Annotated in this window: 22 protein-coding genes and 2 pseudogenes; 11 read left to right on the forward strand and 13 right to left on the reverse strand. The window is 67.3% G+C overall.

Going from position 1 to position 22544, the window contains the following annotated elements; translation table 11 throughout:
- The first annotated feature begins 63 nt into the window (after positions 1–63).
- The 5 genes and pseudogenes from ygfZ to ACW18A_RS11820 all read left to right on the forward strand — a co-directional run bounded on the left by ygfZ (position 64) and on the right by ACW18A_RS11820 (position 2940).
- The gene (gene ygfZ, locus ACW18A_RS11800; RefSeq protein ID WP_492021906.1) at positions 64–846 is read left to right on the forward strand and encodes a CAF17-like 4Fe-4S cluster assembly/insertion protein YgfZ; all 783 of its coding nucleotides are present in this window, start codon (positions 64–66) and stop codon (positions 844–846) included.
- A 61-nt stretch (positions 847–907) separates the two neighbouring features.
- Positions 908–1558, forward strand: a complete 651-nt coding sequence (locus ACW18A_RS11805) for a cyclase family protein (protein ID WP_492021907.1) — start codon at positions 908–910, stop codon at positions 1556–1558.
- The gene (locus tag ACW18A_RS11810) at positions 1555–2142 is read left to right on the forward strand and encodes a DNA-3-methyladenine glycosylase I (RefSeq protein ID WP_492021909.1); all 588 of its coding nucleotides are present in this window, start codon (positions 1555–1557) and stop codon (positions 2140–2142) included. The genes ACW18A_RS11805 and ACW18A_RS11810 overlap by 4 nt, the downstream gene beginning before the upstream one ends.
- A 41-nt stretch (positions 2143–2183) precedes the next feature.
- A pseudogene (gene rnhB, locus ACW18A_RS11815) lies at positions 2184–2777 on the forward strand (ribonuclease HII); the annotation flags it as partial.
- Positions 2750–2940, forward strand: a pseudogene (locus ACW18A_RS11820) (hypothetical protein). The pseudogenes rnhB and ACW18A_RS11820, both read left to right, overlap by 28 nt.
- A 64-nt stretch (positions 2941–3004) precedes the next feature.
- Here ACW18A_RS11820 and ACW18A_RS11825 read toward each other — a convergent pair.
- The 4 genes from ACW18A_RS11825 to ACW18A_RS11840 all read right to left on the reverse strand — a co-directional run bounded on the left by ACW18A_RS11825 (position 3005) and on the right by ACW18A_RS11840 (position 7770).
- Positions 3005–3274, reverse strand: coding sequence for a hypothetical protein (locus ACW18A_RS11825; protein WP_492021910.1), 270 nt, complete (start codon positions 3272–3274; stop codon positions 3005–3007).
- Positions 3275–3330: 56 nt separating this feature from the next.
- The gene (locus ACW18A_RS11830; RefSeq protein WP_492021911.1) at positions 3331–4371 is read right to left on the reverse strand and encodes a DNA adenine methylase; all 1041 of its coding nucleotides are present in this window, start codon (positions 4369–4371) and stop codon (positions 3331–3333) included.
- Between the two features lie 186 nt (positions 4372–4557).
- A complete protein-coding gene (gene pyk / locus ACW18A_RS11835; RefSeq protein ID WP_492021912.1) occupies positions 4558–5991 on the reverse strand; it encodes a pyruvate kinase in 1434 nt (477 codons plus the stop codon).
- Positions 5992–6093: 102 nt separating this feature from the next.
- Positions 6094–7770 (reverse strand): alkaline phosphatase family protein, encoded by a 1677-nt coding sequence (locus ACW18A_RS11840; protein ID WP_492021913.1) that lies wholly within the window; start codon positions 7768–7770, stop codon positions 6094–6096.
- Between the two features lie 127 nt (positions 7771–7897).
- Here ACW18A_RS11840 and ACW18A_RS11845 point away from each other — a divergent pair, with 127 nt between their 5' ends.
- A complete protein-coding gene (locus ACW18A_RS11845; protein WP_492021914.1) occupies positions 7898–8329 on the forward strand; it encodes a c-type cytochrome in 432 nt (143 codons plus the stop codon).
- A gap of 150 nt (positions 8330–8479) precedes the next feature.
- Here ACW18A_RS11845 and ACW18A_RS11850 read toward each other — a convergent pair whose 3' ends face one another.
- The 3 genes from ACW18A_RS11850 to ACW18A_RS11860 all read right to left on the reverse strand — a co-directional run bounded on the left by ACW18A_RS11850 (position 8480) and on the right by ACW18A_RS11860 (position 12082).
- Entirely contained in the window at positions 8480–9670 is a 1191-nt protein-coding gene (locus tag ACW18A_RS11850; protein ID WP_492021915.1) for a TMEM43 family protein, read from the reverse strand.
- Positions 9671–9803: 133 nt separating this feature from the next.
- Positions 9804–10772, reverse strand: a complete 969-nt coding sequence (locus ACW18A_RS11855; RefSeq protein ID WP_492021916.1) for an NAD-dependent epimerase/dehydratase family protein — start codon at positions 10770–10772, stop codon at positions 9804–9806.
- A gap of 5 nt (positions 10773–10777) precedes the next feature.
- Positions 10778–12082 (reverse strand): UDP-glucose dehydrogenase family protein, encoded by a 1305-nt coding sequence (locus ACW18A_RS11860; protein ID WP_492021917.1) that lies wholly within the window; start codon positions 12080–12082, stop codon positions 10778–10780.
- Between the two features lie 128 nt (positions 12083–12210).
- Between ACW18A_RS11860 and ACW18A_RS11865 the strand changes: the two genes are divergently transcribed.
- Positions 12211–13083: a WecB/TagA/CpsF family glycosyltransferase gene (locus tag ACW18A_RS11865; RefSeq protein WP_492021918.1), complete on the forward strand. Its 873-nt coding sequence runs from the start codon at positions 12211–12213 to the stop codon at positions 13081–13083.
- Here ACW18A_RS11865 and ACW18A_RS11870 read toward each other — a convergent pair.
- The 4 genes from ACW18A_RS11870 to ACW18A_RS11885 all read right to left on the reverse strand — a co-directional run bounded on the left by ACW18A_RS11870 (position 13080) and on the right by ACW18A_RS11885 (position 16706).
- Positions 13080–13886, reverse strand: coding sequence for a metallophosphoesterase family protein (locus ACW18A_RS11870; protein WP_492021919.1), 807 nt, complete (start codon positions 13884–13886; stop codon positions 13080–13082). The genes ACW18A_RS11865 and ACW18A_RS11870 overlap by 4 nt on opposite strands.
- Positions 13887–13932: 46 nt before the next feature.
- Positions 13933–15093 (reverse strand): glutathionylspermidine synthase family protein, encoded by a 1161-nt coding sequence (locus ACW18A_RS11875; protein WP_492021920.1) that lies wholly within the window; start codon positions 15091–15093, stop codon positions 13933–13935.
- A 148-nt stretch (positions 15094–15241) separates the two neighbouring features.
- Positions 15242–15988 (reverse strand): PspA/IM30 family protein, encoded by a 747-nt coding sequence (locus ACW18A_RS11880; protein ID WP_492021921.1) that lies wholly within the window; start codon positions 15986–15988, stop codon positions 15242–15244.
- A gap of 19 nt (positions 15989–16007) precedes the next feature.
- Entirely contained in the window at positions 16008–16706 is a 699-nt protein-coding gene (locus ACW18A_RS11885; RefSeq protein WP_492021922.1) for a YjfI family protein, read from the reverse strand.
- A gap of 74 nt (positions 16707–16780) precedes the next feature.
- On the opposite strand from ACW18A_RS11885, the gene ACW18A_RS11890 reads away from it, so the two are divergent.
- Genes ACW18A_RS11890 through ACW18A_RS11900 form a run of 3 tightly spaced genes read left to right on the forward strand, consistent with a single transcriptional unit; the run spans position 16781 to position 18506 of the window.
- The gene (locus ACW18A_RS11890) at positions 16781–17443 is read left to right on the forward strand and encodes a YjfK family protein (RefSeq protein WP_492021923.1); all 663 of its coding nucleotides are present in this window, start codon (positions 16781–16783) and stop codon (positions 17441–17443) included.
- 30 nt (positions 17444–17473) lie between these two features.
- Entirely contained in the window at positions 17474–17884 is a 411-nt protein-coding gene (locus tag ACW18A_RS11895) for a DUF350 domain-containing protein (RefSeq protein WP_492021924.1), read from the forward strand.
- Positions 17885–17891: 7 nt separating this feature from the next.
- Positions 17892–18506: a DUF1190 domain-containing protein gene (locus ACW18A_RS11900; protein WP_492021925.1), complete on the forward strand. Its 615-nt coding sequence runs from the start codon at positions 17892–17894 to the stop codon at positions 18504–18506.
- A gap of 175 nt (positions 18507–18681) precedes the next feature.
- On the opposite strand, the gene ACW18A_RS11905 is transcribed toward ACW18A_RS11900, so the two are convergent.
- On the reverse strand, positions 18682–19968 hold the full coding sequence (locus ACW18A_RS11905) for a sugar MFS transporter (RefSeq protein WP_492021926.1): 1287 nt from the start codon (positions 19966–19968) through the stop codon (positions 18682–18684).
- A gap of 165 nt (positions 19969–20133) precedes the next feature.
- Here ACW18A_RS11905 and ACW18A_RS11910 point away from each other — a divergent pair, with 165 nt between their 5' ends.
- Entirely contained in the window at positions 20134–21771 is a 1638-nt protein-coding gene (locus ACW18A_RS11910; RefSeq protein WP_492021927.1) for an alpha-amylase family glycosyl hydrolase, read from the forward strand.
- A 60-nt stretch (positions 21772–21831) separates the two neighbouring features.
- Here the strand turns inward: ACW18A_RS11910 and ACW18A_RS11915 are convergent, their stop codons facing one another.
- Complete coding sequence (locus tag ACW18A_RS11915; protein ID WP_492021928.1) at positions 21832–22518, reverse strand: TorF family putative porin; 687 nt, start codon at positions 22516–22518, stop codon at positions 21832–21834.
- Positions 22519–22544 lie beyond the last annotated feature (26 nt).

Consider the following 22544-nt stretch of genomic DNA (forward strand, 5'->3'; position numbering starts at 1 on the left):
CTCTCGTGGCGGGCGTGAGGCGTCACCCTCCCCTTTTCGCCCGCCTCTCCCTATCTGATGCCCATGACCGATCGCATCGCCCGCCTCGACAGTCGCGCCCTCGTGAAGGTGAGCGGACCAGACGCGAAACCGTTCCTGCACAATCTGCTGACCCAGGACGTGGAGACGCTGGAGCCGGGTGCCCTGCGGTTCGGGGCGATGCTGTCGCCACCCGGGCGGCTGCTGTTCGACCTGTTCCTGTGGGGCGAGGGCGATGGAGCGGTGCTGGACGTGGCGGCGGACCGGCGCGACGCCCTGATCCAGCGGCTGTCGATGTACCGGTTGAGGGCCAGGGTCGAGGTCGCGGCCGATGAGCGGCCCGTGCTGGTCAGCTGGCCGGGCGTCGCCGAAGGCTTCACCGCCGATCCGCGCACGGCGGACCTCGGCGGGCGTGCCATCGGCGAGCATGGCGCGAACGCGGGCGAGGACGACTGGCAGGCGCACCGGCTGGCGGTCGGGGTGCCCGACCCGGCGCGGGACGTCGATGACGGGACCTATCCGATCGAGGCCAATTTCGACCTGCTGAACGGCATCGACTTCGCCAAGGGGTGTTTCGTGGGTCAGGAGACCACGTCGCGGATGAAGCGGCGCGGCGCGATCAAGAAGCGGATGCTGCCGATTGTGTTCGAGGGGCCTGCCCCGGCCCCGGGGACCGAGGTGCTGAACGGAGAACTGCGGGCAGGCGAGGTGATGACGGGGCGGGACGGCGCGGCCGTGGCGCTGCTGCGGCTGGACCGGATCGACGGCGAACTGACGGTGGAGGGGCGGGCGGTGACGGTGCGGCGGCCGGAGTGGATGGCGGAGTAGACTTGAGGGCTCGAACCTGAAAGGCAGGGCGTCTCAAGACAGAGAATTTCAGGACTGACCAATGCGCCTGGTGGACCTCAGCCATACGATCGAAGACGGGATGATCACCTATAAGGGTCTGCCCGCGCCCTTGATCTGCGATCACCTCAGCCGTGAAGCCTCGCGCGGCCTCTATGACGGCGATACGGAGTTTCAGATCGGGCGGATCGAGATGGTGGGAAACACCGGAACCTATCTCGACTCGCCATTCCACCGTTATGCCGACGGCGACGATCTCGGTGCCTTGAGCCTGGAACGTCTGGTCTGCCTGCCGGGCGTCGTCATACGTGCGAGCGGTATGCAGGCCGTGGCGCTGTCCGCGTTTCAAGGCCTCGACCTGGGCGGCAAGGCCGTCCTGATCCACACCGGCTGGGATCGGCACTGGCGGACGGACGCCTATTTCGAAGAGCATCCGTTCCTGTCCGAAGATGCGGCGCATCATCTGGTCAAGGCCGGAGCCGCCCTGGTGGGTATCGACTCGCACAATATCGACGACACCCGTGGAAAATCCCGGCCGATCCATACCGTTCTGCTCGGCGCCGGCATTCCGATCGTCGAGCATCTGCGCGGGCTGGAGGGTGTGCCGGACGAGGGTTTCCGCTTCAGCGCCGCCCCGCCCAGGATCATCGACTTCGGCACCTTTCCCGTGCGGGCCTTTGCGGAAATTCCATGACCGAATCTTCCGGACGCTGCGCCTGGTGCGGGACCGACCCGCTGTATGTGGCCTATCACGACACCGAATGGGGCGTGCCCGAGTATGACGCGCGGGCGCTGTGGGAGAAGCTGGTGCTGGACGGGTTCCAGGCCGGGCTGGCCTGGATCACCATCCTGCGGAAGCGCGAGACGCTGAGGGCAGCGTTCGCCGGGTTCGACCCGGATGTGGTGGCCAGGTTCGACGATGCGGACCGCGAAAGGCTGCTCAACGATCCCGGCATCATCCGCTCGCGCGCCAAGATCGAGGCGGCGATCCGGGGCGCGCAGATTTTCGTCGAGATGCGGGACAACGGCGAGGACTTCTCCGCCTGGCTCTGGTCGTTCGTGGACGGTCACCCGATCCAGACCCGCCCCGCCACCTTCGCCGATGTCCCGACCCAGACCGAGACCTCGGTCGCCATGGCCAGGGCGCTGAAGAAACGCGGCTTCAACTTCTGCGGCCCGGTGATCGTCTATGCCTTCATGCAGGCGACCGGGATGGTCAACGACCACGTCGCCGGCTGCTTACGCTACGAGGACGTCCGGGCCATGGGCGCGTCGTGACCGGAAAGGCCAAACCCAGAACGGCGAGGACATTCCCGACTCTGGCGCTGGAGACCCTGCTGTCGGAGCGGGTCGGCGGACTGGTCTGCGGCGTCGACGAGGCCGGGCGCGGGCCGTGGGCCGGGCCTGTGTCGGCGGGCGCGGTCATACTGAGCGCTGACGACATCCCCGAAGGCATCGACGACTCCAAGGCCCTGACAGCGTCAAGGCGCGAGGCCCTGGCGGTCGAGATCAAGACGCGGGCTATCGCCTGGGGCGTCGGTTTCGCCTCGCCGGAGGAGATCGATTCGCTGAACATCCTGCAGGCCACGGGCCTGGCCATGCGCCGGGCCATAGAGGCGATGAGCGTGCAGCCGAAAGCGGCCCTCGTGGACGGCAACTACCGGTTCAAACTGCCCTGCGAGGCGGAGACAGCGGTCGGCGGCGACGGTCTGTCATTGTCGATCGCGGCGGCCTCCATCCTCGCCAAGACGGCGCGGGACAGCGTCATGATCGAGATGGACGCCGAATACCCCGGCTACGGCTTCGCCTCGCACAAGGGCTACAATGCCCCGATCCATCAGGCGGCGCTGAAGGCGATGGGCCCCTGCGCCATCCACCGGCGCAGCTGGGCGCCGATCCGGGCGCTTCTTTCCCAGTCGCCCGCTGGCCTTGTCATCCCGGCCGAAGCGAAGCGGAGAGCCGGGACGTGAGTCGCTGATTCTCGGCGGTGGCCCGGAGAGCAAAGCTCATCCGGGGCGATGTGCGATCTGGCGACCTTGTCCCGGTTCAGCCCTGCGGGCCGCCCGGGACCGTTGAAAATACGACCTTCCCGTCCCGGCTCTCCGCTTCGCTTCGGCCGGGATGACAAGGTTGTCGGCGGCTATACCGCCATCATGGCACCGAGCAGGGCACCCATCAGCGCGGCGACAACCGCGCCGATAACGACGATGATCCACCGGGGCAGTTCCTCGACCTCGGGCTGAATCTCGAACGTCACAGACGCGATGGCGTCGGCGCGGGACAGGAAGTCGTTGGCCGGGCGGCTGTCGAATCGGGTGGCACCGGGCGCGCGCCAGGCGGCGGTCTGCCAGGCGGTCACGGCGTCGCGAACGGCACCCGGACGCGTGCGATAGTCTGGGCCCCGGTTCACGATCATCTCTTCCATGCCGACTTAACGACACAGTGAGACCCTCGTTCCACCAATGGTCAAGCGGCGAGCGCGACGGGCCGTTCGGTGACGACGAACAGGTATTCGACGTTGCGCAGACGCCCGACCGCCCCGACCTTCTCCCCCTTGGGATTATGAATGCCGATCCGGGCACCGACATAGCGGGGGCGCGGGATCTCCACGACCTGCACATGGCCGCGCGCCGACAGCATCTCGACCAGCTGATCGCGGCTCAGATAGCCCTCGTCGTTGAAGGACACGATCAGATTGGGGGCCCGGATCGCCTCGATCACCGCCTGGAGCGCCGGGCCGATGCCGGGGCGGGAGTTGAAAGCGCTCTTGCGTGTCTTCACATCGATCCGCTTGTTGGCGATGCCATAGGTCTCGGGCCGGTCCCACAGGATCAGGCTTTCCCAGACATGGTAGTTCCCGAGGTAGGAATGCTGGTTGTAGGGCGGGTCGAGATAGACGAGATCGCCGTCGAAGGCGGCGGCGGTCTCCAGCGCATCGGCCCGGGTGGCGCGGCAGGGACCGGCGGCGGCGGCGGCGGCGGGATGCAGCGCCGGCATCCGAAGCTCCAGCGGCTTCAACGCCCGCGCGGCCCAGGACTTCATATAGGCCATCTGCAGGCCGGCGGTGGAATCGACCCGGTCGGCGGCTTCCATCAGCGAGACCAGGACGATGGCCTTGAGTTCGGGCTCCAGCCCCATGGCGTCGATCCGGTCGCGCATGGCGTCGATGCGGGCACCGTTCTCCGGCCTGAAATAGCGGGCATCCTCGCAGAATGCCTTGGTGAACCAGCCGGGCGACGGCGGGGTGGCGGCGAGGTCGGCGAGGACAGCGGCGGCGCGGTCATGCCAGACGTCACGGTCGGCCTGGACATAGGCGGTGGCGAGGGCGTGGGCATAGGCGTTGTGGTCGTTGGACCAGACCCTGAACCCCTCCCCTTTCAGCGCATGGCCGACCCGGGCGGTGCCGGAAAACAGGTCGCAGACATGGCCGCCCTCCGGCAGCAGGGTGCGGACGGCGGCGACGATCGGATCCAGCAGGGCCCGCTTGGAGCCGAGGTATTTGATCATGGACAGGCCTCCCTCTCCCGGCGGGAGAGGGAGACCACGCACGACGGCAAAGCCGTCGTTCTGGCGTGGTCGGGTGAGGGGTCGATACGTCCAGTTCCCACGATCAGCCCCTCACCCTTTCGCGCGAAGACCGATCGCTGCGCTCCCGGGCGCTCAAGCCCTCTCCCGCCGGGAGAGGGATCAGGATCAGCGCTTCGCCTTCTTGGCCGGAGCATGCGCCAGTCGGAGGAGATTCGCAGCCCCCGGGGCGCCGAAGGGCGTGCCGGCGAGGATCAGGATGCGCTGGCCGGGTTGGGCGAGGCCGTATTCCATCGCCGAGTTCACCGCGTCCTCGGTGACGTCCTCGAGGCTGGTCGGCTCCTTGCCCAGACGCGGCTCCAGACCCCAGACGAGGGCGAGGCGGCGCGCTGTCTCGGGCTTGGGGGTCAGGGCAAGGACGGGCTGGAGCGGGCGTTCGCGCGACATGCGGCGCGCGGTGCCGCCGAGGGTGGTGAAGACGACGATGCAGGCGGTCGACTGGGCCTCGCCGGCCTTGCGGGCGGCGGCGACCAGGGCGTCGGCGTCGAAATCGTCCATGCCGGCGTGTTCGGCGTCCATCAGGCTGGGCCACAGGGGGTCGGCTTCGACCCGTTCCATGATCCGGTTCATGATGCCCACGGACTCCAGCGGATAGTCGCCGGACGCCGTCTCGGCCGACAGCATCAGGGCGTCGGCGCCCTCATAGACCGCATTGGCGACGTCGGAGGCCTCGGCCCGGGTCGGGGCGGGCGACGAGGTCATCGATTCCAGCATCTGGGTGGCGACGATGACCGGCACGCCGCGCTGGCGGGCGGCGCGGATGATGCGTTTCTGCGCGACCGGGACCTCTTCGGCCGGCATTTCGACGCCGAGGTCGCCCCGCGCGACCATGACGCCGTCGCAGTAGTCGAGGATGCTTTCGAGCGCGTCGAGCGCCTGGGGCTTCTCGATCTTGGCCAGACAGGCGGCCCGGCCGTTCACGATCTGCTTCAGCTCGGCCATGTCCTCCGCCTTCTGAACGAAAGACAGAGCGACCCAGTCGACGCCGATCCGCAGAGCGAAATTCAGGTCCTCGCGGTCCTTGGCGGTCAGGGCAGAGACCGGGATGATGGCCTCGGGCACGGCGACGCCCTTGCGATCCGACAGCTTCGAGCCGCTCTCGACCGTCACGTCGCACCATTCGTCGGTGCGCTTGCCCACCCGCAGCCGGACCCGGCCGTCGTCGAGCAGCAGCAGCATGCCTTCGCGCAGGGCCTTGAAGATTTCCGGATGCGGCATCTGTACCCGGGTCGCGTCGCCGGGCGTGGGGTCCAGGTCGAACCGCATCCTGTGCCCCGGCTTCACCGAAATCTCGACGTCAGCGAACCGGCCGAGGCGCAGCTTGGGCCCCTGCAGGTCGGCGAGCACGCCCAGCGGACGCTTCAGCGCCAGCTCGGCCCCGCGCACGGCCTTGAGGTTGGCGGCGTGGTCTTCATGCGAGCCGTGGCTGAAGTTCAGTCGGAAGACATCGACCCCGGCCTGGGCCAGGGCCTTGACCATGCCGGGAGCCCGGCTGGCCGGTCCCAGCGTCGCGACGATGCGCGCGCGGCGTGCTCTGTTCATGATGGTCCCGTTGGCCGGTCGCGTTTCCCTGACGCTGTTGTGCCACGAAACGCGCCCGGGGGAAGGACGGCTCCCCCCCGGGAAACCAGAAGTGAGTCTCTGTTACTTCGCCGGGCAGGCACCGCCGAGGCCCAGATCGAGGCAGCGCCCCTCGACCGTGGCGGGTGTCTCGACGCCGACGATGGCGGCCAGGGTCGGGGCGATATCGATGGTACGGATGGGGAAGAACCGCTCCTGGCCCTGCATGTTCGGCGACCAGAAGACGATCGGCACGCCGCGGTCATAGTCCCAGGCCGTGCCGTGGGTGGACAGGGTGCCGGTGGCGCTGCCGGGGATGGTGGTTGTGTTGGGCCACTGGGAGACGACGATGTCGGGCGAGCGACCCTCGACCGCGCCGAGGCGGTTGCGTTCCAGCAGGGTCAGTTCCTGGGGACTCTGACCGGGACGGGGCATGGGCGACTCCAGGACCGCCTCGATGGTCCATGCGCCGGCGACGTTCGGTTCAGCGCGCAGCAGTTCGACGGCGGCGGCGGCGATCTCGTCCCGGCGCGGATCGGCCAGTTCGATATTGCCCTCGCCCACCACCATCAGGCCGGAGCCGCCATAGGCGAGCGGCGGCGTGGTGAGGTCGAACCGATCCTTCAGCGCCGTATTGATCCGGCCGAGAAGAGCGGGATCACCCCGCACCGCGTCATGGTAGCCGCGCTCCTGCATCCGCTCGGGGAAGTCCGATCCGCCGTGATCGGCGGTCAGGACGACGACCACGCCGCCCGGAATCTGTGACAGACGGGCGAGGAAGACGCCCAGGGCGGCGTCGAGACGGTACATCTGCTCGCACATCTCCGGTCCCTGGGTGCCGAAGGCGTGGCCGATGCGATCGGTGCCCGAGAGGCTGACGCCGAGGACGTCGGTCACGCCACGACGACCCAGCGACTGGCTGTCCAGCAGATCGATCGCAGCTTCCAGTGTCAGTTCGTCCAGCACGGGAGAGGTATCGAGCTTGAAGCCGCGTACGGGCGGCAGGGTGGCGCGGAAGGTCTGGGTTCCGACAGTCCATTCACCTTCCAGCGCGCGGCACTCGGGCCGGGTATAGGTCCAGGTCGGCGGCGACGCGGCGAGGCGCGCATTGATGCGGGCGTTGACACCGGCGACGGCCGCCAGCCGCGCCTCGGCCGTCTGGCCCGGCTCGACCCAGGTGGTGAAGCCGAAGCCGTCGGTCATCCAGAAGACGCCGTCGCCGTGATGGCCGGCCAGGGCGATGGCACCCCGGTCCTTGCCCGAGAGGGTGAAGATGCGGGTCCGGGGCTCGCGCGCCTTGAGCCAGTCGCCGAGGGTGGTTGCGCGCATATTGCCGGGGCCGACAGGGCCGTTGTCGGTGTTGCGGCCGTGGGCGAGCGTGTTTTCGGGCGCGGCGAGGCAATAGACCTCCTGGCCGGTGGCCCGGTCGATCCAGTCGTTGGCCGGGATGCCGGAGCTGGCCGGGTTAACGCCGGTCAGGATGGTCGCGTGACCGGGACAGGTCTCGGTCATCGCATGCTGCTGGAAGCCGTTGGCGTAGACCAGGCCGCGGCTCGCCAGGGTGTGGAGGCCGCCGGTGAACCTGTCGCGATACTGGTTGAACAGGTTGGAGCCGAGCTGATCGACGACGATGGTCACCACCAGCGACGGGCGCTCGGGCGCGGCCGGAGCCGTCTGGGCCGACGCGGTCGGGACCGTGAGCGAAGTCGCCAGGGCGCAGGTCGCGAGGAGGGAGACAAGGCGGGCGAGCGGTCGGGACATCGGGACACCATGACGGTTGTGGTTGCCCCGCTTAGACCCGCTTCGTTACGGCTCCAAGACGGGCGTCTCGTCGCGTTGACAGGCCTGTGGACCACGGCCTAGGTCCGCTGCCAAACCGGGAGCGTCCATGAAGCTGTTCAAAGTCCTGATTCCGCTCGGCGCGAGCTTGCTGGCGGCCTGCTCAGGCGAACCCCCGCGGCCCGACAAGCCTGAGACCCCAGCCGTCCAGGTCGCCGACGTGACCCTGTTGACCGGCGACGTAGAGGCGGGGCGGATGGGCTTTGGCCAGTGCCGCAGCTGTCACACTGTCGAGGCCGGGGTGAACCGGGTCGGGCCGAGCCTTCATGCGATCGTCGGGCGACCGGTCGGGACGGTGCCGGACTATCGCTACAGCACCGCGATGGCGGCGGCGGGCGGGGCATGGGACGAGCAGCGGCTCTACGACTTCCTGGGGGAGCCGCGGGAGCACATCGTCGGCACCAAGATGACCTTCCCTGGAATCAAGGACGGCCAGCGCCGCGCGGACATCATCGCCTGGCTGAAGACCCAGGCGGACTGAGCCGGCGAGCGCCTGCATCTTCGCGTCGGGACGCCAGGCCAAGGACGGCGACGGCGAAATCATTATCGGGACGGAAGCGCAGAACGGGCGGGGAGGACATGGCCCTCCCCGCCCGTCATGCCCCTGAGCTAAGGTCAGGGGGCGGAAACGTCAGGCCGCAGGTGCGGCTGCGGCTTCCGCGGCCAGCTTCTTCTTCGAACGCCCCCGGCCGAACCGGTAGACGGCGAAGGCGATGGCACCGCCGATGGCGAGGATGATGATCGTGGTGATCGGGCGGAAGGCCAGCCAGGCCAGGGCGATGGTCACCGTCCCGACGATCAGACCCAGCACGAAGCCGATCAGGCCCGTGCCCATCCGGACGATCGTCCCGGCCAGCGGCAGGACGTCAGCCAGCACCCCGAACGGTGCCAGGATCAGACCGAACCCGACCATCAGCAGGACCATGCCGACGACGCGGATGATCCAGGCGATCATGTTGTTGGCGTCCTGGGCCGACTGGAACATGTCGCTGGCGGGCACGTCGCCGTCCGCGACCAGCAGGAACTCCGAGCCGTTGCGGGCCCGGTAGTCGAGGAAGTTGTCGCCGTTCTGACGGGCGACGACACTGATCTCCGACGCGGGTGTGACTTCATAGGAGATGCGGGTGTCGCCGACGACCGGTGTCTGCGCGTTCTCGCCGAAGAAGATCGTACCCTGCGACACCGAGTGGCTGGAGGCCTCGCCGGCGGCCGCATTGATGGCGTCGGTCTGCTCCGTCAGATCAAGGGCCTGGGCACCGCCCACCTGGCTAAGGACATTCTCCTCAAGCCGATAGTCGCCCAGCGTGGCGTCGGTCGCATAGATGTCGGCGCTTTCGATCGACATCTCCGGGTTTTCGTGACCGGCCGGCGTGTTGAAGGCGCTGGAATCGATCGCGGTCGAGGACCAGACCTTGCTGTAGGTATAGGTGGTGACCGTCTCCTCGCCGCCGCCCAGCTTGGTGCGGCTCTCGGATGTCGACTCCTCCTGCCACTGGTACATCTCGGACGTGCGCGACAGCCTCACGCCGGTGGCGGAGACGCCGAACTCATTGTCCTCCAGCGGTGCGGTCACCGCGACTACGCCGACGACGTGGACCAGTTTCTGGTCGTTGGCGGGGTCGATCGGCGAGACGGACGCCTCGACTACCGCACCGGCGCCTTCGGTCAGGCCGCGCGCGACCTTGACGGCGTTGCCCTCGTTCCAGGCCAGCCCCCAGACGCAGGCGAAGATCAGGACGATACCGACGAGAACGCCGGCAAAGGCCGAGCCGATGCGGCTGAACCAGCCCTGGTTGGTTGTGACTGTGACTTGATCCGGCATGTGCGCCCCCCACGAGCAATGCGGTCGAATCCCGACCGTATGGGGCGCAGATATAGCACCGCTTCACGAGCGCGATAGCGACGGTCGGCTTACGGAAGCTGACGGTCCCTGCCTTCGTGGGGAGGCGGAGGTATCATTGTCCGCGCCAGTCCCGCCACCAGGTCACGAACCGGCCCAGCCCCTCGGCCAGCGCGACGCTGGGCGCATAGCCGGTCAGGGCGTTGACCTTTGAGACATCGGCATAGGTGGCGGTGACGTCGCCGGCCTGCATCGGCCGCATGATCTTGACCGCCTCGCGACCGAGCGCCGCCTCAAGCGTGGAGATCATGTCCATCAGGCCGACCGGGCTGGAGTCGCCGATGTTGTAGACCTCGTGCCCGCCCCGGGCCGGCGGGTGGTCGAGCACCCCGACCACGCCGTCGACGATATCGTCCACGAAGGTGAAGTCGCGCGCCATCTTCCCTTCGCCGTAGACCTCGATGGGGTCGCCCCGCATGATCTTCTCGGTGAAACTGAAATAGGCCATGTCGGGCCGGCCCATCGGTCCATAGACGGTGAAGAACCGCAGGCCGGACTGGGGGAAGCCGTAGAGCGCGGCGTAGCTCTGGCTGATCAGTTCGCAGGCGCGTTTGGTGGCGGCATAGAGCGACACGGGCGAGACCGTCGGATCGTCCTCGCGGAAGCCCTGCCCTGCCAGTGGCCGGTCGCCGTAGACCGAGCTGGAGGACGCATAGACCAGATGCTCGACGCCGTTGTGGCGGCAGGCTTCGAGGATCGAGAGGTGGCCCTGCAGGTTCGAGCGCTGGTAGGCGAAGGGGTTCTCGATCGAGTAGCGAACCCCGGCCTGGGCGGCGAGGTGCACCACGCGTCTGGCACCCGACGACCGGACCAGTTCGGCCATCGCCTCCGCATCGGCGATGTCGGCGCGGACCATGCGGAAGCCCGGCCAGGCGGCCAGGCGGCGGGCCCGGAGTTCCTTCAGAGACACGTCGTAGTAGGCGTTGAAGTCATCGACGCCGATCACCGTCTCGCCACGCTGAAGCAGGCGTTCTGCGACGTGCATGCCGACAAAGCCGGCGGCCCCGGTGACCACGACGGTCATGGGCCTCACCCGCGCCCGATGCTGGTGTAGGCGAAGCCCCGAGCGCGCATCTCTGCCGGGCGATAGACGTTCCGCAGATCGACGACCACCGGAGCGCGGGCCAGCAACTTGACCCGGTCCAGATCCAGAGCACGGAACTGGTCCCACTCGGTGAGGATCAGGATGGCGTCGGCGTCCTCGATCGCGCTGTAGGCATCGTCGCGATAGTCGACGTCGGGCAAAAGCTTCCGTGCTTCGTGCATGCTCTCGGGATCATAGGCCTGGACCTTGACCCCGGTAGCGATCAGGGCGGGGACGATGTCGAGGCTCGGCGCATCGCGCATGTCGTCGGTGTTGGGCTTGAACGCCAGGCCGAGGATGCCGACGGTCTTGCCCGCGCCGGAGCCGCCCAAGGCCGCGATGACACGGTCGGCCATGGCCTTCTTGCGCGCGTCGTTGACCTCGACCGTCGTCTCCACCAGCCGGACCGGCGTGCCGTACTGCTGGGCCGTCCGGACCAGGGCGACGGTGTCCTTGGGGAAGCAGGAGCCGCCGTAGCCGGGGCCGGCGTTGAGGAATTTCGAGCCGATCCGCCCGTCCAGGCCGATGCCCTTTGCGACCTGCTGCACGTCGGCGCCGACCTGTTCGCACAGGTCCGCAATCTCGTTGATGAAGGTGATCTTGAGCGCCAGGAAAGCGTTGCCGGCGTATTTGATCAGCTCCGACGTCCGGCGCGATGTGTAGATGACGGGGAAGTCGTTGAGGCTGAGCGGGCGATAGACCTCGGCCATTACAGCCTTGGCGCGATCATCGTCCGTACCGACGACCACACGGTCCGGGCGTTTGAAGTCCTCGATCGCAGCGCCTTCGCGCAGGAACTCGGGGTTGGAGACCACGGCGAAGTCGGCGTCAGGATTGACCCGGCGGATGATCGCCTCGACCTCGTCGCCGGTACCGACCGGCACGGTCGACTTGTTGACCACGACAGTGAAGCCTTCGACCAGTCCGGCGATCTCCTCGGCGGCGGCGTAGACGTAGGACAGGTCCGCATGGCCGTCTCCGCGGCGCGTCGGTGTGCCCACCGCGATGAAGACGACATCGGCCGAACGGATCGCCTCGGCACCGTCCAGGGTGAATTCCAGCCGGCCGGCCCTGACGTTGTCCGCGACCAGCTGCTCCAGTCCCGGCTCGAAGATCGGGATCTCGCCCCGGTTCAGCCGCTCGATCTTGGACGGGTCCTTGTCGACGCAGACGACCGTGTGGCCGAAGTCGGCGAAACAGGCGCCGGACACAAGGCCGACATAGCCGGTACCAATCATGGTGACGCGCATCAAAACATTCCCAGCGAGAGCGCGGGCAGCCTTAGCCCAGTCGCCCCGGCGGCGCAAAAGGCGGGCGCTAACTCCTGTTAAGCGTGTCCACTTACGCGATCTTGAGCCGGAGAGATCAGTGTAGGCGCATGACCGACGCGTCTCGCATCACCCTGCCCGAAACCGTTGCGACCGAGCGCCGACAGCAGGCCAGGGTGCCCTTTCGCAAGGCCCGTCGTCAGCGTGAGCGCGTCCGCCTGCTGGGTCAGACCGTCGACCTGGTCCGGCCCGAGGAGGTTCTGCACCAGGTGGAGACCTGGGTCGATGCGCGCCGCAAGGTGCTCATCGCCAATCACAATCTGAACAGCCTCGCCCTGCTGCAGAAGGAGCCGCGGCTTCAGCAGTTCTACGAACGGGCCGATCTGGTCGAGGTCGATTCCACCCCCCTGATCCATTTCGCCAAGCTTCTCGGCCTGCACGGCAAGGCGTTCCACCGCTGCACCTATCTGGACTGGCGCGACCATTTCTGGAGCCTGGCCGACCGCAAGGGCTGGCGGATCATGTACGTAGGCGGCGCACGACATGTGGTCGAGCGGGCGCGCGGGAGACTGGCCGCCGAATATCCGAACGCCGACATCCGCGCGCGCGACGGCTATTTCATCGCCACCCCGGGCTCGCGGGACAATACGGTCGTCGTGAACGAGGTGAAGGCCTTCGATCCGCACATCCTGTTCGTCGGCATGGGCATGCCACGACAGGAGCTGTGGATCCTCGACAATCTGGACGCCCTCCCCAACTGCGCCGTCTTCTCGGTCGGCGCCGCCTTCGACTACGAGGCCGGAGAACAGAAGGCCGCGCCGCGCTGGATGGGCCGCATGGGCCTCGAATGGCTGTTCCGCCTGGTCCACGATCCGAAGCGGCTGGCGCGACGCTATCTGATCGAGCCGTGGAGCCTGAGCCACCTGATCATGGCCGATCTCTGCACGGCGTTTCGCACGAAACGGGCCGGCCCCTCGGCCTAGATCGCCAAGGCAGACGTCGTGATCGCGACCCGGCCCGCGCGGCCGGTCGCCTGCAGCAGGACCCGCGTCTCGCGTTCGAGCCGAACCGCCGACAGCACATTGGTCGCATAGGCACCCGTGTCGACGCCGATCCGGCGCGCGTCGGAATATACCGCCTCGATCGGCGTGTGGCCGTGGACGACCACCTGCTCGAACAGGCCGGCGTGATCCAGGAACGGCTGGCGGATCCGCATCAGATCTTCGGGTGACTGGACCGCCAGGGCGACGCCGGGGCGAGCGCCGGCGTGGGCGAAGAAATAGTCGCCGATGGAGACCGAATTTTCCAGTGCGGCCAGCAGCTCGCGGTGGGACTCCGGCAAGGCTTCTGCGAGCGCACCCGAGGCGTCGGCCCAGGCCTGGGCGTCGCCCCGCATGGGAGGCGGTTTGACGCCGTAGGATACCAGGGTGTCGCGGCCGCCGTAGTCACACCAGGACGGGCCGACCTGCGGATCGTGCAGAAAGGCCTCCATCCGCTCCTCGTGGTTGCCGCGGATGAGATGGACCTCCAGCGCCGGATCGGCCGCGAGGTTGCACAGCTGGTTCAGCACGCCTCTGGAATCCAGCCCGCGATCAACATAGTCGCCGAGGAAGACCACCACCTTGCGCGAAGCCCCGGCGGCGTGGAGGTCGGCGCGGATGGCCTGGATCAGGCGGTCAGCCAGATCCGAACGGCCGTGGATATCGCCCACCGCCCAGATCACGCAGCCTGGCGGCGTGCACGACGCCGGCCGGGCGGGCCGATTGGGAAACAGGCGGGAGAGCATCGGATTCACATGCCCCCTCGCCTCACCGCGTTCAAGCGGCGCGGGTTCAGTCGCGGATGAAGTGAGGCACGAAACGCGAGACGTTGCGCGTGATCCGCCCCTCGTCCTCACGGATCGACATACCCGCCGGTTCCTCGCCCACGACCCAGGAGCCGATGATGGCGTGTCGGCCGTCGAAGACGGGCGGCGCGTGAACGGCCTGAAGGATGGCGCGGCCGTCGTAGCCACCGTCGATACCTTCCTCCGTACCACCCGGCTCCACGATCGAAATGTTGTCGCCCTCGCGCGAGAAGAGGGGCTTACGGACGTGGGCCGACGACAGTGCCGAGGCCCCGGGATCGTCCTCGAACCAGCTCTCCAGCAGGTTAGGGTGGCCGGCATGACGTTCCCACAGCAGCGGCAGGATGCCCTTGTTGGACAGGATCGACTTCCATGCCGGCTCCAGCACCGTGACCCCGGCCATCGGCAGGGGCTCGGCATAGTCGTCGCGCAGCATCTGTTCCCACGGATAGAGTTTGAACATCGCCTGGATCAGCCAGTTCTCCTCGTCGACGAACCGCCCGTCGGCGTTCAGCCCGATGTCCCCGATCGCCACGAACTTCGGGTCGAGACCCGCCTGTTTGGCGATGTCCTCAAGGAAGCGAACCGTCTGGCGATCCTCGACAAAGTCGGGGTCCGACGAGAAATGCACGAAGCCGCCGTCCGGGAAGATGGTGCGGAAGCGGGCGACCAGTTTTTCGTGCAGGCTGTTGAACTGGTCGGCGTCGGCCGGGATCGACCCGTCGGCGATCCGGTCCTCCAGCCAAAGCCACTGGAACACGGCGCTCTCGTAAATCGAGGTCGGGGTGTCGGCATTGTATTCGTACAATTTGGCCGGGCCGGAGCCGTCATAGGCGAAATCGAAGCGGCCATAGAGCGACGGATCGCCTCGTTTCCAGCTGTCGGCGACGTAGTCCCGCAGCTTCTCCGGGATGTCGAGCTGAGCCATCAGCCGCTCGGACTTCACCGCCTCGTCGACGAGGTCGAGGCACATCTGGTGCAGTTCGGCGGTCGGCGCCTCGATCCCCTCCTCCACCTCCTGAAGGGTCAGGGCGTAAGCGACATCGTCGGACCAGTAGGGATCGCCCGAGGTGTGGTGCCAGGTGAAGCCGAGGCTGTCAGCCTTCGCCTGCCAGTCGGGACGGTTGGGGAGGATGAGGCGTTGCATGTGATCTCCAGTCCTCCCCCATTGGGGGGAGGTGGCGCGGCGCTTCTTCAGCGCCGTGACGGAGGGGGCGAACCGCGCGCAGCGGAGTGTGGGGTTCACCCCCTCCACCGCGAAGACGCGGTCCCCCTCCCCCGATGGGGGAGGACTTTTAGCCCGGCTCTTTATCCGCGGCCGGGGTCGCCTGGCCGATGCGCGGCGTAACCACCGTCACGTCCTGTTGCGTCAGGCGCGCCAGCACGTCATCGGCCGACGAATGACCGGGCAGAATCCCCGCTTCCTTCAGCTTGGCGTCGAGGTCGGCGCCGGTGCGCTTGTCCTCGAACTCCTGGCCGACACGCAGGCGTTCTTCCTGTACAGCCTGGCGCTGCTTGATGCGTTGCAGGCTGTCGGCGGCCGAGCCGATCCGCGAGTGGGCGCCGGCCGATTGCAGGGCGACCGAGGTCTGGGCGCGCTGGACGCTTTCGTTGACCTTCACGATGTCGATCTCGCGACGCAGGGTCTCGATCTTCTGGTCGGTCGAGGCGATGGCGGTGCGCAGGCGAGCCTCTGCAGCCTTCATGTTCTCGATCAGCGGGCCGTGCGTGCCGATCTCGGATTCCAGCTCGGCGATACGGCCTGCGACTTCGCGGGCGAGGTCGGTCTTGCCCTGACCGAGGGCGGCGCGGGTCGAACTTTCGTATTTGGCGATCTGGTCCCTGAAGGATGCAAGTTCGTTTTCGGCCATGCGGCGGCGGGCGACGAGGCCGGCGAGGTCGTCGCGAGCCTTGCCCTGAGCCGTGTCGGCGTCGCGGATTTCCTGGTCGAGGATCTTCAGGGCGTTCTGATCGACGACGCCTTGCGCCGCGTCATGAGCGGTGCCGCGGAACAGGGCGGAGAGTTTGGCGAGCATGGACATGTCTATAGTCTCCGAAGGGTCAGGCGGCGCCGAAGGTGTCGCGAAGGCTGGTCGCGTCGATGGCGTTCTCCGCCAACGTCCGCAGTTCGATCAGGATAGTCTGAAGCGTCGTCTTCGACGACAGCTCGCCCATCAGTTCATAGACGTCCTGATCCCCGACCGTGGTGATGGCGAAGTTGGACAGGGGCACGACGCGCTGGGCCTTCAGCAGGAACTCGTTGAAGCGGGCGGTGTCGGCCTGTTCCGACACGGGCCACAGCAGGACCGAGACCACGATCTGGGCCCCGCCGACCGACAGATAGATCGGCAGGTCGCCGTATTCATGCATGGTCGCCAGCAGCACGGGGTCGGCCCCTTCCAGAACGCGCAGGGTCATTTCCCCCTCGCGAACCAGCGGCGAGTCTTCCAGCGCAGCCTTTACGGCGGGAACGGTCCAGGCGGTTTCGATGACGGCGTCCATGTGAGGATCGGCTCCGGTTGATGGTAGGGAGGTGGGGCGTGGGCGGCGGGGCGCAAGCGCGGGACCCCGGGTCGAGTCGGTGACGATGGCGTGCACGGCGGCCCGGACATCGTCGCGGCAGTCACGGGGGACCCAGAACTCCAGCTTGACCTGACCGGCGTCGCGACGCGCCTTCCGCCAGGCGCGGATACGATCCGTGCCGGGGGCAGACAAGGGAATGTCGGCGGCGTCCATCATGTTGCATGTAACGCGTAACATGAACACTTGACGTTCGACAAGCAGGATGCGAATTTCATTCGTGGCTGCGAGCGATGCGGCGTAAAGACCGGACCATGTTCAAGCGTCTCTTCGGCGGACAACCTGCTGCGGAACCCGTCAATCGACTGGCTGTGGTGCGCAATATCACCCTGGGCCGGACGGTGGCGCTGGACCCGCTGGCCTGGCGACGGCTGCAGCCCGAGACGGTGTTCAACCTGGATCGCGACGCGCTGGAGATCACGGCCCAGGGCACGATCGCCCTCGACAGCGGCCAGCATGTGCATCGCTTCTACACCGACGATCATGTGATGCTTCAGGCCATGAGCGACGACGCTACGGGTGCCGAGGCCTATGATTTCTCCCTCTTCATCCCCTGGACCAGCGCCTATCCGCCCGGTCCGCGCGAGCGCCGCCTCTGGACCGATCGGCTCAGCGAGCCCGTGTTCGACGGGGCAGCCGAGGAGTTGCCGTCCTATCCCCGCTACTGGTTCGCCGAGAGCGATGCGCGCCAGCCGCCGGTGACCCTGTGGGAATCGATCTGGGACGACCGCACGGCGACCGTCCCCTACGGCCGGATCTTCCAGACCTGCATGCTCTATGCGCGGGACCTGGCAGGCGGGCGCGAACTGATGCTGGCGCTTGAGATGGAGCCCGAGAAGGCCCCCGGAAAATCCGCCGACATCAGCCACGAGATCATGGTCGGCATCCCCCTGGAAGTCGGCGAGTTCACGGCGTGAGCCGTTTCGCAACGAAGGAATAGAGACACGATGGACTGGTTCGCATTCCAGACGGGGGCCACAGCCTTCGTCATCGCCTTCGCCGCGGCGGGGGTCTTCACCGTGGCGTTCAAGCTGATCTACCAGTGGGTCACGCCCTATCACGAACGGACCCTGATCCGGGACGGCAACCCGGCGGCGGCCATTGCCCTGGGCGGCGCCCTGATCGGCTATGTCCTGCCCCTGGCCTCGGCCCTGTCGCACACCGTCAGCCTGATGGAGTTCGCGGCCTGGGCGACCCTGGCCGGCGTGATCCAGATTGGCGTCTTCGTCGCCATCAGCCGCCTGGCGTTCAGGAACCTGGCGGCCCGCATCGAAGCCGGCGAGATCGCCGCAGCCATCTATCTGGCGTCCATTTCAATCTGCGTCGGCTTGCTGAACGCCGCCTGCATGACGACCTGAGGGCCAGATGAGCGACACTCCCTCCCCCGCCGAGACCAAGACCATGCGCCGCCTGAAGCGGTCGCGGACGCTGCAGGTCACCAGTTTGATGGCCACGGCCTCGTTCTCGCTGGCCGCCTGCGGCGCACCGCAGGTCGCGGTCCCGCCTCCCGAACCGGCCCTGGCCTATACCTCGCTGGACGAGTGCAAGGCCGCCAACGACATCACCGACACGGAGTGCGACGCAGCCGAAGCCAATGCCCGCACCCAGGCCGAGGCGACCGCGCCGCGCTATGCGACCCAGTCGGAATGCGAGGGTCAGTGGGGGCCGGATCAGTGCAGGCCCAACAGTTCGGGCGGATCGTTCTTCACCCCCTTGCTGACCGGCTTCGTCATCGGCCAGATGCTGAACGGTGGCGGCTATCGCGGCGGCGGCGGCCTGTATCGCGACCGTAACGGCAGCTACCAGAACGGTTACGGCGGCGGCTATCTGAGCCGCGACTACCGCACGGGTCGTCAGGTCGCCAACGGTCGCGACTATGGGACCGACGTCGCGCGTCAGGCTCCGTCGCGGGTGCAGAGCCGCACGACGGTCGTCTCGCGCGGCGGCTTCGGCGGCGGCGGACGGGGCTACGGGGGCTAAAACCCTCTCCCGGCGGGAGAAGGATTGAGGTTCGCAGAGCGTAGCGATGCGCTAGGCCGAAAGGGTGAGGGGCATGCCCTCACCGGCTAGCACCCACCCCTCACCCTTTCGCGTTTCCAATCGCTGACGCTCCTGGACGCTCGATCCCTCTCCCGCCGTGAGAGGGTGAGTCCCGTCAATGCCCGCCGCTCAACGTCACCGCGACCTCACCGCGCACTTTCGTCCGGGCCGCCGCGATCGCGAACACCGTCAGCGCCGCATAGCCCAGTAGCGGCACCCAGAAGGCCGGGTTCAGCACCCCGCCCGCGCCGTCCGCGATCCGGCCGGCCAGCAGCGGAAGGATCGCTCCGCCGATGATGCCGAAGACCAGCAGGCCCGAGGTCGCAGAGGTCGGGGCGCTCGACCGCTCCAGCGTCAGGGTGAAGATGGTCGGGAACATGATCGAGTTGAACAGGCCGATCGACAGGGCCGCATAGGCTGCGGTGGTCCCGCCGGTCTGGATGACGACGAAGCAAAGCACACCGGCCGCGACTGTGCAGATCGCCAGCAGCCATCCCGCCGGAATGAAGCGGAGCAGACCCGTGCCGACGAAGCGTCCGACCATGGCCCCGCCCCAATAGAGGGCGACGAGCTTGCCGGCCTCTTCCAGCGGGCGGTTCAGTATGCTTTCCGAGGCGAGGAAATTGGTCATCAGCGAGCCTATGGTCACCTCTGATCCGACGTAGATGAAAATGGCCGCAGCACCGAAGACCGCCCAGGGCGAGCGGAAGGCAGTCAGGAAGTTGGTGCCGGCCGCGTCGGTCGCGGGTGCCGCCGCATTGATCTGTTTCCGGGCCGAGAAGATGAAGGCCGCGACCAGGGCGAAGAAGCCGCCCAGCGCCAGGAAGGCGAAGTCGATGCTGCGCATGGACTCGCCGCGCGTGGCCGCGGTGACGACGGCACCGGCCGCGAACACGCCGCCGGTCAACAGCAGGTGCGATCCCAACCACGGCCCGATCGTCGTGCCCAGCGAGTTGAACGCTTGGGACAGTGTCAGCCGCAGGTGGGAGCTCTTCTTCGCGCCCAACTCGGCGACCAGGGGATTGGCGGCGACCTGCAGCAGGGTGACGCCAGAGGCGATGACGAACAGGGCGATCAGGATGCCGGGATACCAGTCCGCCATGGTCGAGACCGGCACGATCAGACAGCCCGCGACCATCGTCGCCAGGGCCGCGATGATGGCCCGGCTGTAGCCTAGACGCGCAAGGATGGCGGCGGCCGGAAGCGACGCCACCCCATAGGCGATAAACCAGGCAAAGGTGGTCAGGAAGGCTTCCGTGAACGACAGGTCGAACACCCGCCGCACCGCCGCGATCAAGGGATCGATCAACGAGGTCGCGAAGCCCCAGGCGAAGAACAGGGTCGTCACATAGGCGAAGGCCAGGCCCGTGCCCTTGGCGGGAGTCTTGATGGTCTCGGTCATCCTGGCCTCGTTTCCTGTCAGGCGTTGCCCGCCCTTAGCCGCTTGAGCCCCATGCCTCACGCGGATCGGCCCCGACGTCCAGCCTGATACTCGCATCCGTAACGAAAAGTGGCTTCATTCTGGCAGGCAGTGGACGCGGGCCCGTCAGGGTGTTCTGGTCGCGCCATGAACCTTCCCGGCGCTGCTTCCGATCCTCAATTCAACGCTCCATCCGGTCGCGAATGGTGGCGCGGGGCAGTCATCTATCAGGTCTATCCGCGCAGCTACGCCGACACCAACGGCGACGGCGTCGGCGATCTGCCGGGGATCACGGCGCATCTGGACCACATCGCCTCTCTGGGGGTGGATGCGATCTGGCTGTCGCCCTTCTTCACCTCGCCGATGAGGGATTTCGGCTACGATGTTGCGGACTATGTCGGGGTCGATCCGATCTTCGGTACGATGGAGGACTTCGACCGGCTGATCGCGCGGGCGCACGCACTGGGCCTGAAGATCATCATCGACCAGGTCTACGCCCACACGTCCGACGAACACGCCTGGTTCCAGGAGAGTCGGCAGGACCGGACCAACCCCAGGGCCGACTGGTACGTCTGGGCCGAGCCCAGACCAGAGGGGTCGCCGCCGTCGAACTGGCAGTCGGTGTTCGGCGGCCCGGCCTGGACCTGGGACGCGCGGCGCGGCCAGTACTACATGCACAACTTCCTGAGTTCGCAGCCGCAGCTGAATGCGGGCAAGCCCGAGGTTCAGAACGCCCTGCTGGACGCGGCGCGGTTCTGGCTCGACCGCGGCGTCGACGGCTTCCGCTGCGACGCCCTGAACTTCTCGATGCACGACCCGGCCCTGACCGACAATCCGCCGGTCACCGCGCCCGGAAAGCGGACGCGACCGTTCGATTTCCAGCAGCACATCCACAACCAGTCCCAGCCGGAGATTCTCGACTTCCTGACCCGGCTTCGGGCCCTGACCGACAGCTATGACGGCGACCGGTTCATGGTGGCGGAGGTCGTGGGCGACCGGTCCGACGAGGAGATGAAATCCTATACCGAAGGCTCAACCCGGCTACAGTCGGCCTATGGCTTCCTCTATCTCTACGCTGGCCGGCTGACGCCGGACCTGGTTCGGCAGGGGCCGGCGCAATGGCCGGGCGCGCCGGGCGAGGGCTGGCCGTCCTGGGCCTTCTCCAACCACGACGCACCACGCGCGGTGTCGCGCTGGGCCGAAGGACGTGACCCCAGGGCCTTCGCCGAAATGGCCCTGCTGCTGCTGATCTGCCTGCGCGGCAACGTCTTCATCTATCAGGGCGAGGAGCTGGGACTGCCCCAGGCGGAGGTGCCGTTCGAGCGGCTGGTCGACCCGGAGGCCATCGCCAACTGGCCCGAGACCCTCGGTCGCGACGGCGCCCGCACCCCCATGCCATGGACGGCGGACATGCCCTTCGCGGGATTCTCGTTGGTCGATCCCTGGCTGCCGGTCGATCCTCGCCACACGGCTCTGGCCGTCTCGGCCCAGGACGCCGATCCGGCTTCCACCCTGCATCTGGCGCGCCGGCTGATCGGACTGCGCCATAGCCATCAGGCCCTCCGCACCGGTTCGATGACCCTGCTCGAGAGCTCGGGCGACCTGCTGCTGTTCGAGCGTGAGGATCAGGGAGAGACCCTGCTCTGCGCCTTCAACCTGGGCCACGAAGCGGTCGCCTGGACGCCGCCTGCGGGCTGGTCCGTGGTCGAGGCGGTCAACCAGCCGGACGCTCGATTCGGGCAGTTGGCGTCGATGGCGGGCCTGATCCTCACACCGGAAGCCTGACAGGGAAACGCCGCCCCGGATCGCTCCGGGGCGGCGTCTGTCTCAAGACTTCGGAGAGGACTAGAAGGCCAGTTTCAGCGCAACGGCCACGCGACCGTCATAGAGCGGCGCATTGTCGACGTCGGTGTCGTGATAGCGCACGTCCAGCGCCAGGCTGTCGGTGATGGCATAGGCCGCGCCGACGTTCCAGGTGACATAGTCGCCGGTGACGTCGAGCCACTGCTTGCCGACGGCGCCCGACACGGTGACCTTGTCGACCGGGGTGAAGGCGAGGTTGCCTTCCAGATAGGTCGCGGTCTCATCGGCGCCGAAGAAGTCTGGCGAATAGAACAAGGCGACGCCGGCGGTCACTGGTCCAAGGGCGCGCGAGGCGGCGGCCTTGTACTCCACGTAGTCGTAGTCAACGCCCGACGGCGCATCGAGGTAGAAGTAGCCGACCACGCCGAAGTCGAGGGCGACGCCGCCCGCTTCGGTGCGATACCCGCCGTACACGTCGACTTCCCCATCGGTCGTGTCGCCGAAGTCGACGCTGGAGGCCCAGCCGCCGGCATAGAAGCCGCCCATGGTCGCGTCGACCCCGCCCGACAGCGCGAATTCTTCGTTCGACTGGCTGGCACCGCGGAAGACGTAGTCATTGGTCGCCGCCGCGTTGAAGGCGAACTCCACGTCCTGGGCGGAGGCGGTGCCCGCCGTTACCAGGGTGGCGAAGGTGGCGGCCAGGGCCGCACAGGTTGCTTGCAGTCTCATTCTCAATATCTCCGTTTATCTTTTTG

The organism is Brevundimonas sp. AVps5 (genome assembly GCF_058681515.1).

Excerpts from the sequence above, each read along its gene's own strand:
- ygfZ (WP_492021906.1), top strand. The coding sequence starts at position 64 with ATGACCGATCGCATCGCCCGCCTCGACAGTCGCGCCCTCGTGAAGGTG.
- ACW18A_RS11895 (WP_492021924.1), top strand. The coding sequence starts at position 17,474 with ATGGACTGGTTCGCATTCCAGACGGGGGCCACAGCCTTCGTCATCGCC.
- ACW18A_RS11855 (WP_492021916.1), bottom strand. The coding sequence starts at position 10,772 with ATGACCGTCGTGGTCACCGGGGCCGCCGGCTTTGTCGGCATGCACGTC.
- ACW18A_RS11870 (WP_492021919.1), bottom strand. The coding sequence starts at position 13,886 with ATGCTCTCCCGCCTGTTTCCCAATCGGCCCGCCCGGCCGGCGTCGTGC.
- ACW18A_RS11850 (WP_492021915.1), bottom strand. The coding sequence starts at position 9,670 with ATGCCGGATCAAGTCACAGTCACAACCAACCAGGGCTGGTTCAGCCGC.
- ACW18A_RS11910 (WP_492021927.1), top strand. The coding sequence starts at position 20,134 with ATGAACCTTCCCGGCGCTGCTTCCGATCCTCAATTCAACGCTCCATCC.
- ACW18A_RS11810 (WP_492021909.1), top strand. The coding sequence starts at position 1,555 with ATGACCGAATCTTCCGGACGCTGCGCCTGGTGCGGGACCGACCCGCTG.
- ACW18A_RS11860 (WP_492021917.1), bottom strand. The coding sequence starts at position 12,082 with ATGCGCGTCACCATGATTGGTACCGGCTATGTCGGCCTTGTGTCCGGC.
- ACW18A_RS11840 (WP_492021913.1), bottom strand. The coding sequence starts at position 7,770 with ATGTCCCGACCGCTCGCCCGCCTTGTCTCCCTCCTCGCGACCTGCGCC.
- ACW18A_RS11880 (WP_492021921.1), bottom strand. The coding sequence starts at position 15,988 with ATGTCCATGCTCGCCAAACTCTCCGCCCTGTTCCGCGGCACCGCTCAT.
- ACW18A_RS11915 (WP_492021928.1), bottom strand. The coding sequence starts at position 22,518 with ATGAGACTGCAAGCAACCTGTGCGGCCCTGGCCGCCACCTTCGCCACC.
- ACW18A_RS11890 (WP_492021923.1), top strand. The coding sequence starts at position 16,781 with ATGTTCAAGCGTCTCTTCGGCGGACAACCTGCTGCGGAACCCGTCAAT.
- pyk (WP_492021912.1), bottom strand. The coding sequence starts at position 5,991 with ATGAACAGAGCACGCCGCGCGCGCATCGTCGCGACGCTGGGACCGGCC.
- ACW18A_RS11885 (WP_492021922.1), bottom strand. The coding sequence starts at position 16,706 with ATGTTACGCGTTACATGCAACATGATGGACGCCGCCGACATTCCCTTG.
- ACW18A_RS11875 (WP_492021920.1), bottom strand. The coding sequence starts at position 15,093 with ATGCAACGCCTCATCCTCCCCAACCGTCCCGACTGGCAGGCGAAGGCT.
- ACW18A_RS11845 (WP_492021914.1), top strand. The coding sequence starts at position 7,898 with ATGAAGCTGTTCAAAGTCCTGATTCCGCTCGGCGCGAGCTTGCTGGCG.
- ACW18A_RS11830 (WP_492021911.1), bottom strand. The coding sequence starts at position 4,371 with ATGATCAAATACCTCGGCTCCAAGCGGGCCCTGCTGGATCCGATCGTC.
- ACW18A_RS11865 (WP_492021918.1), top strand. The coding sequence starts at position 12,211 with ATGACCGACGCGTCTCGCATCACCCTGCCCGAAACCGTTGCGACCGAG.
- ACW18A_RS11905 (WP_492021926.1), bottom strand. The coding sequence starts at position 19,968 with ATGACCGAGACCATCAAGACTCCCGCCAAGGGCACGGGCCTGGCCTTC.
- ACW18A_RS11900 (WP_492021925.1), top strand. The coding sequence starts at position 17,892 with ATGAGCGACACTCCCTCCCCCGCCGAGACCAAGACCATGCGCCGCCTG.
- ACW18A_RS11805 (WP_492021907.1), top strand. The coding sequence starts at position 908 with ATGCGCCTGGTGGACCTCAGCCATACGATCGAAGACGGGATGATCACC.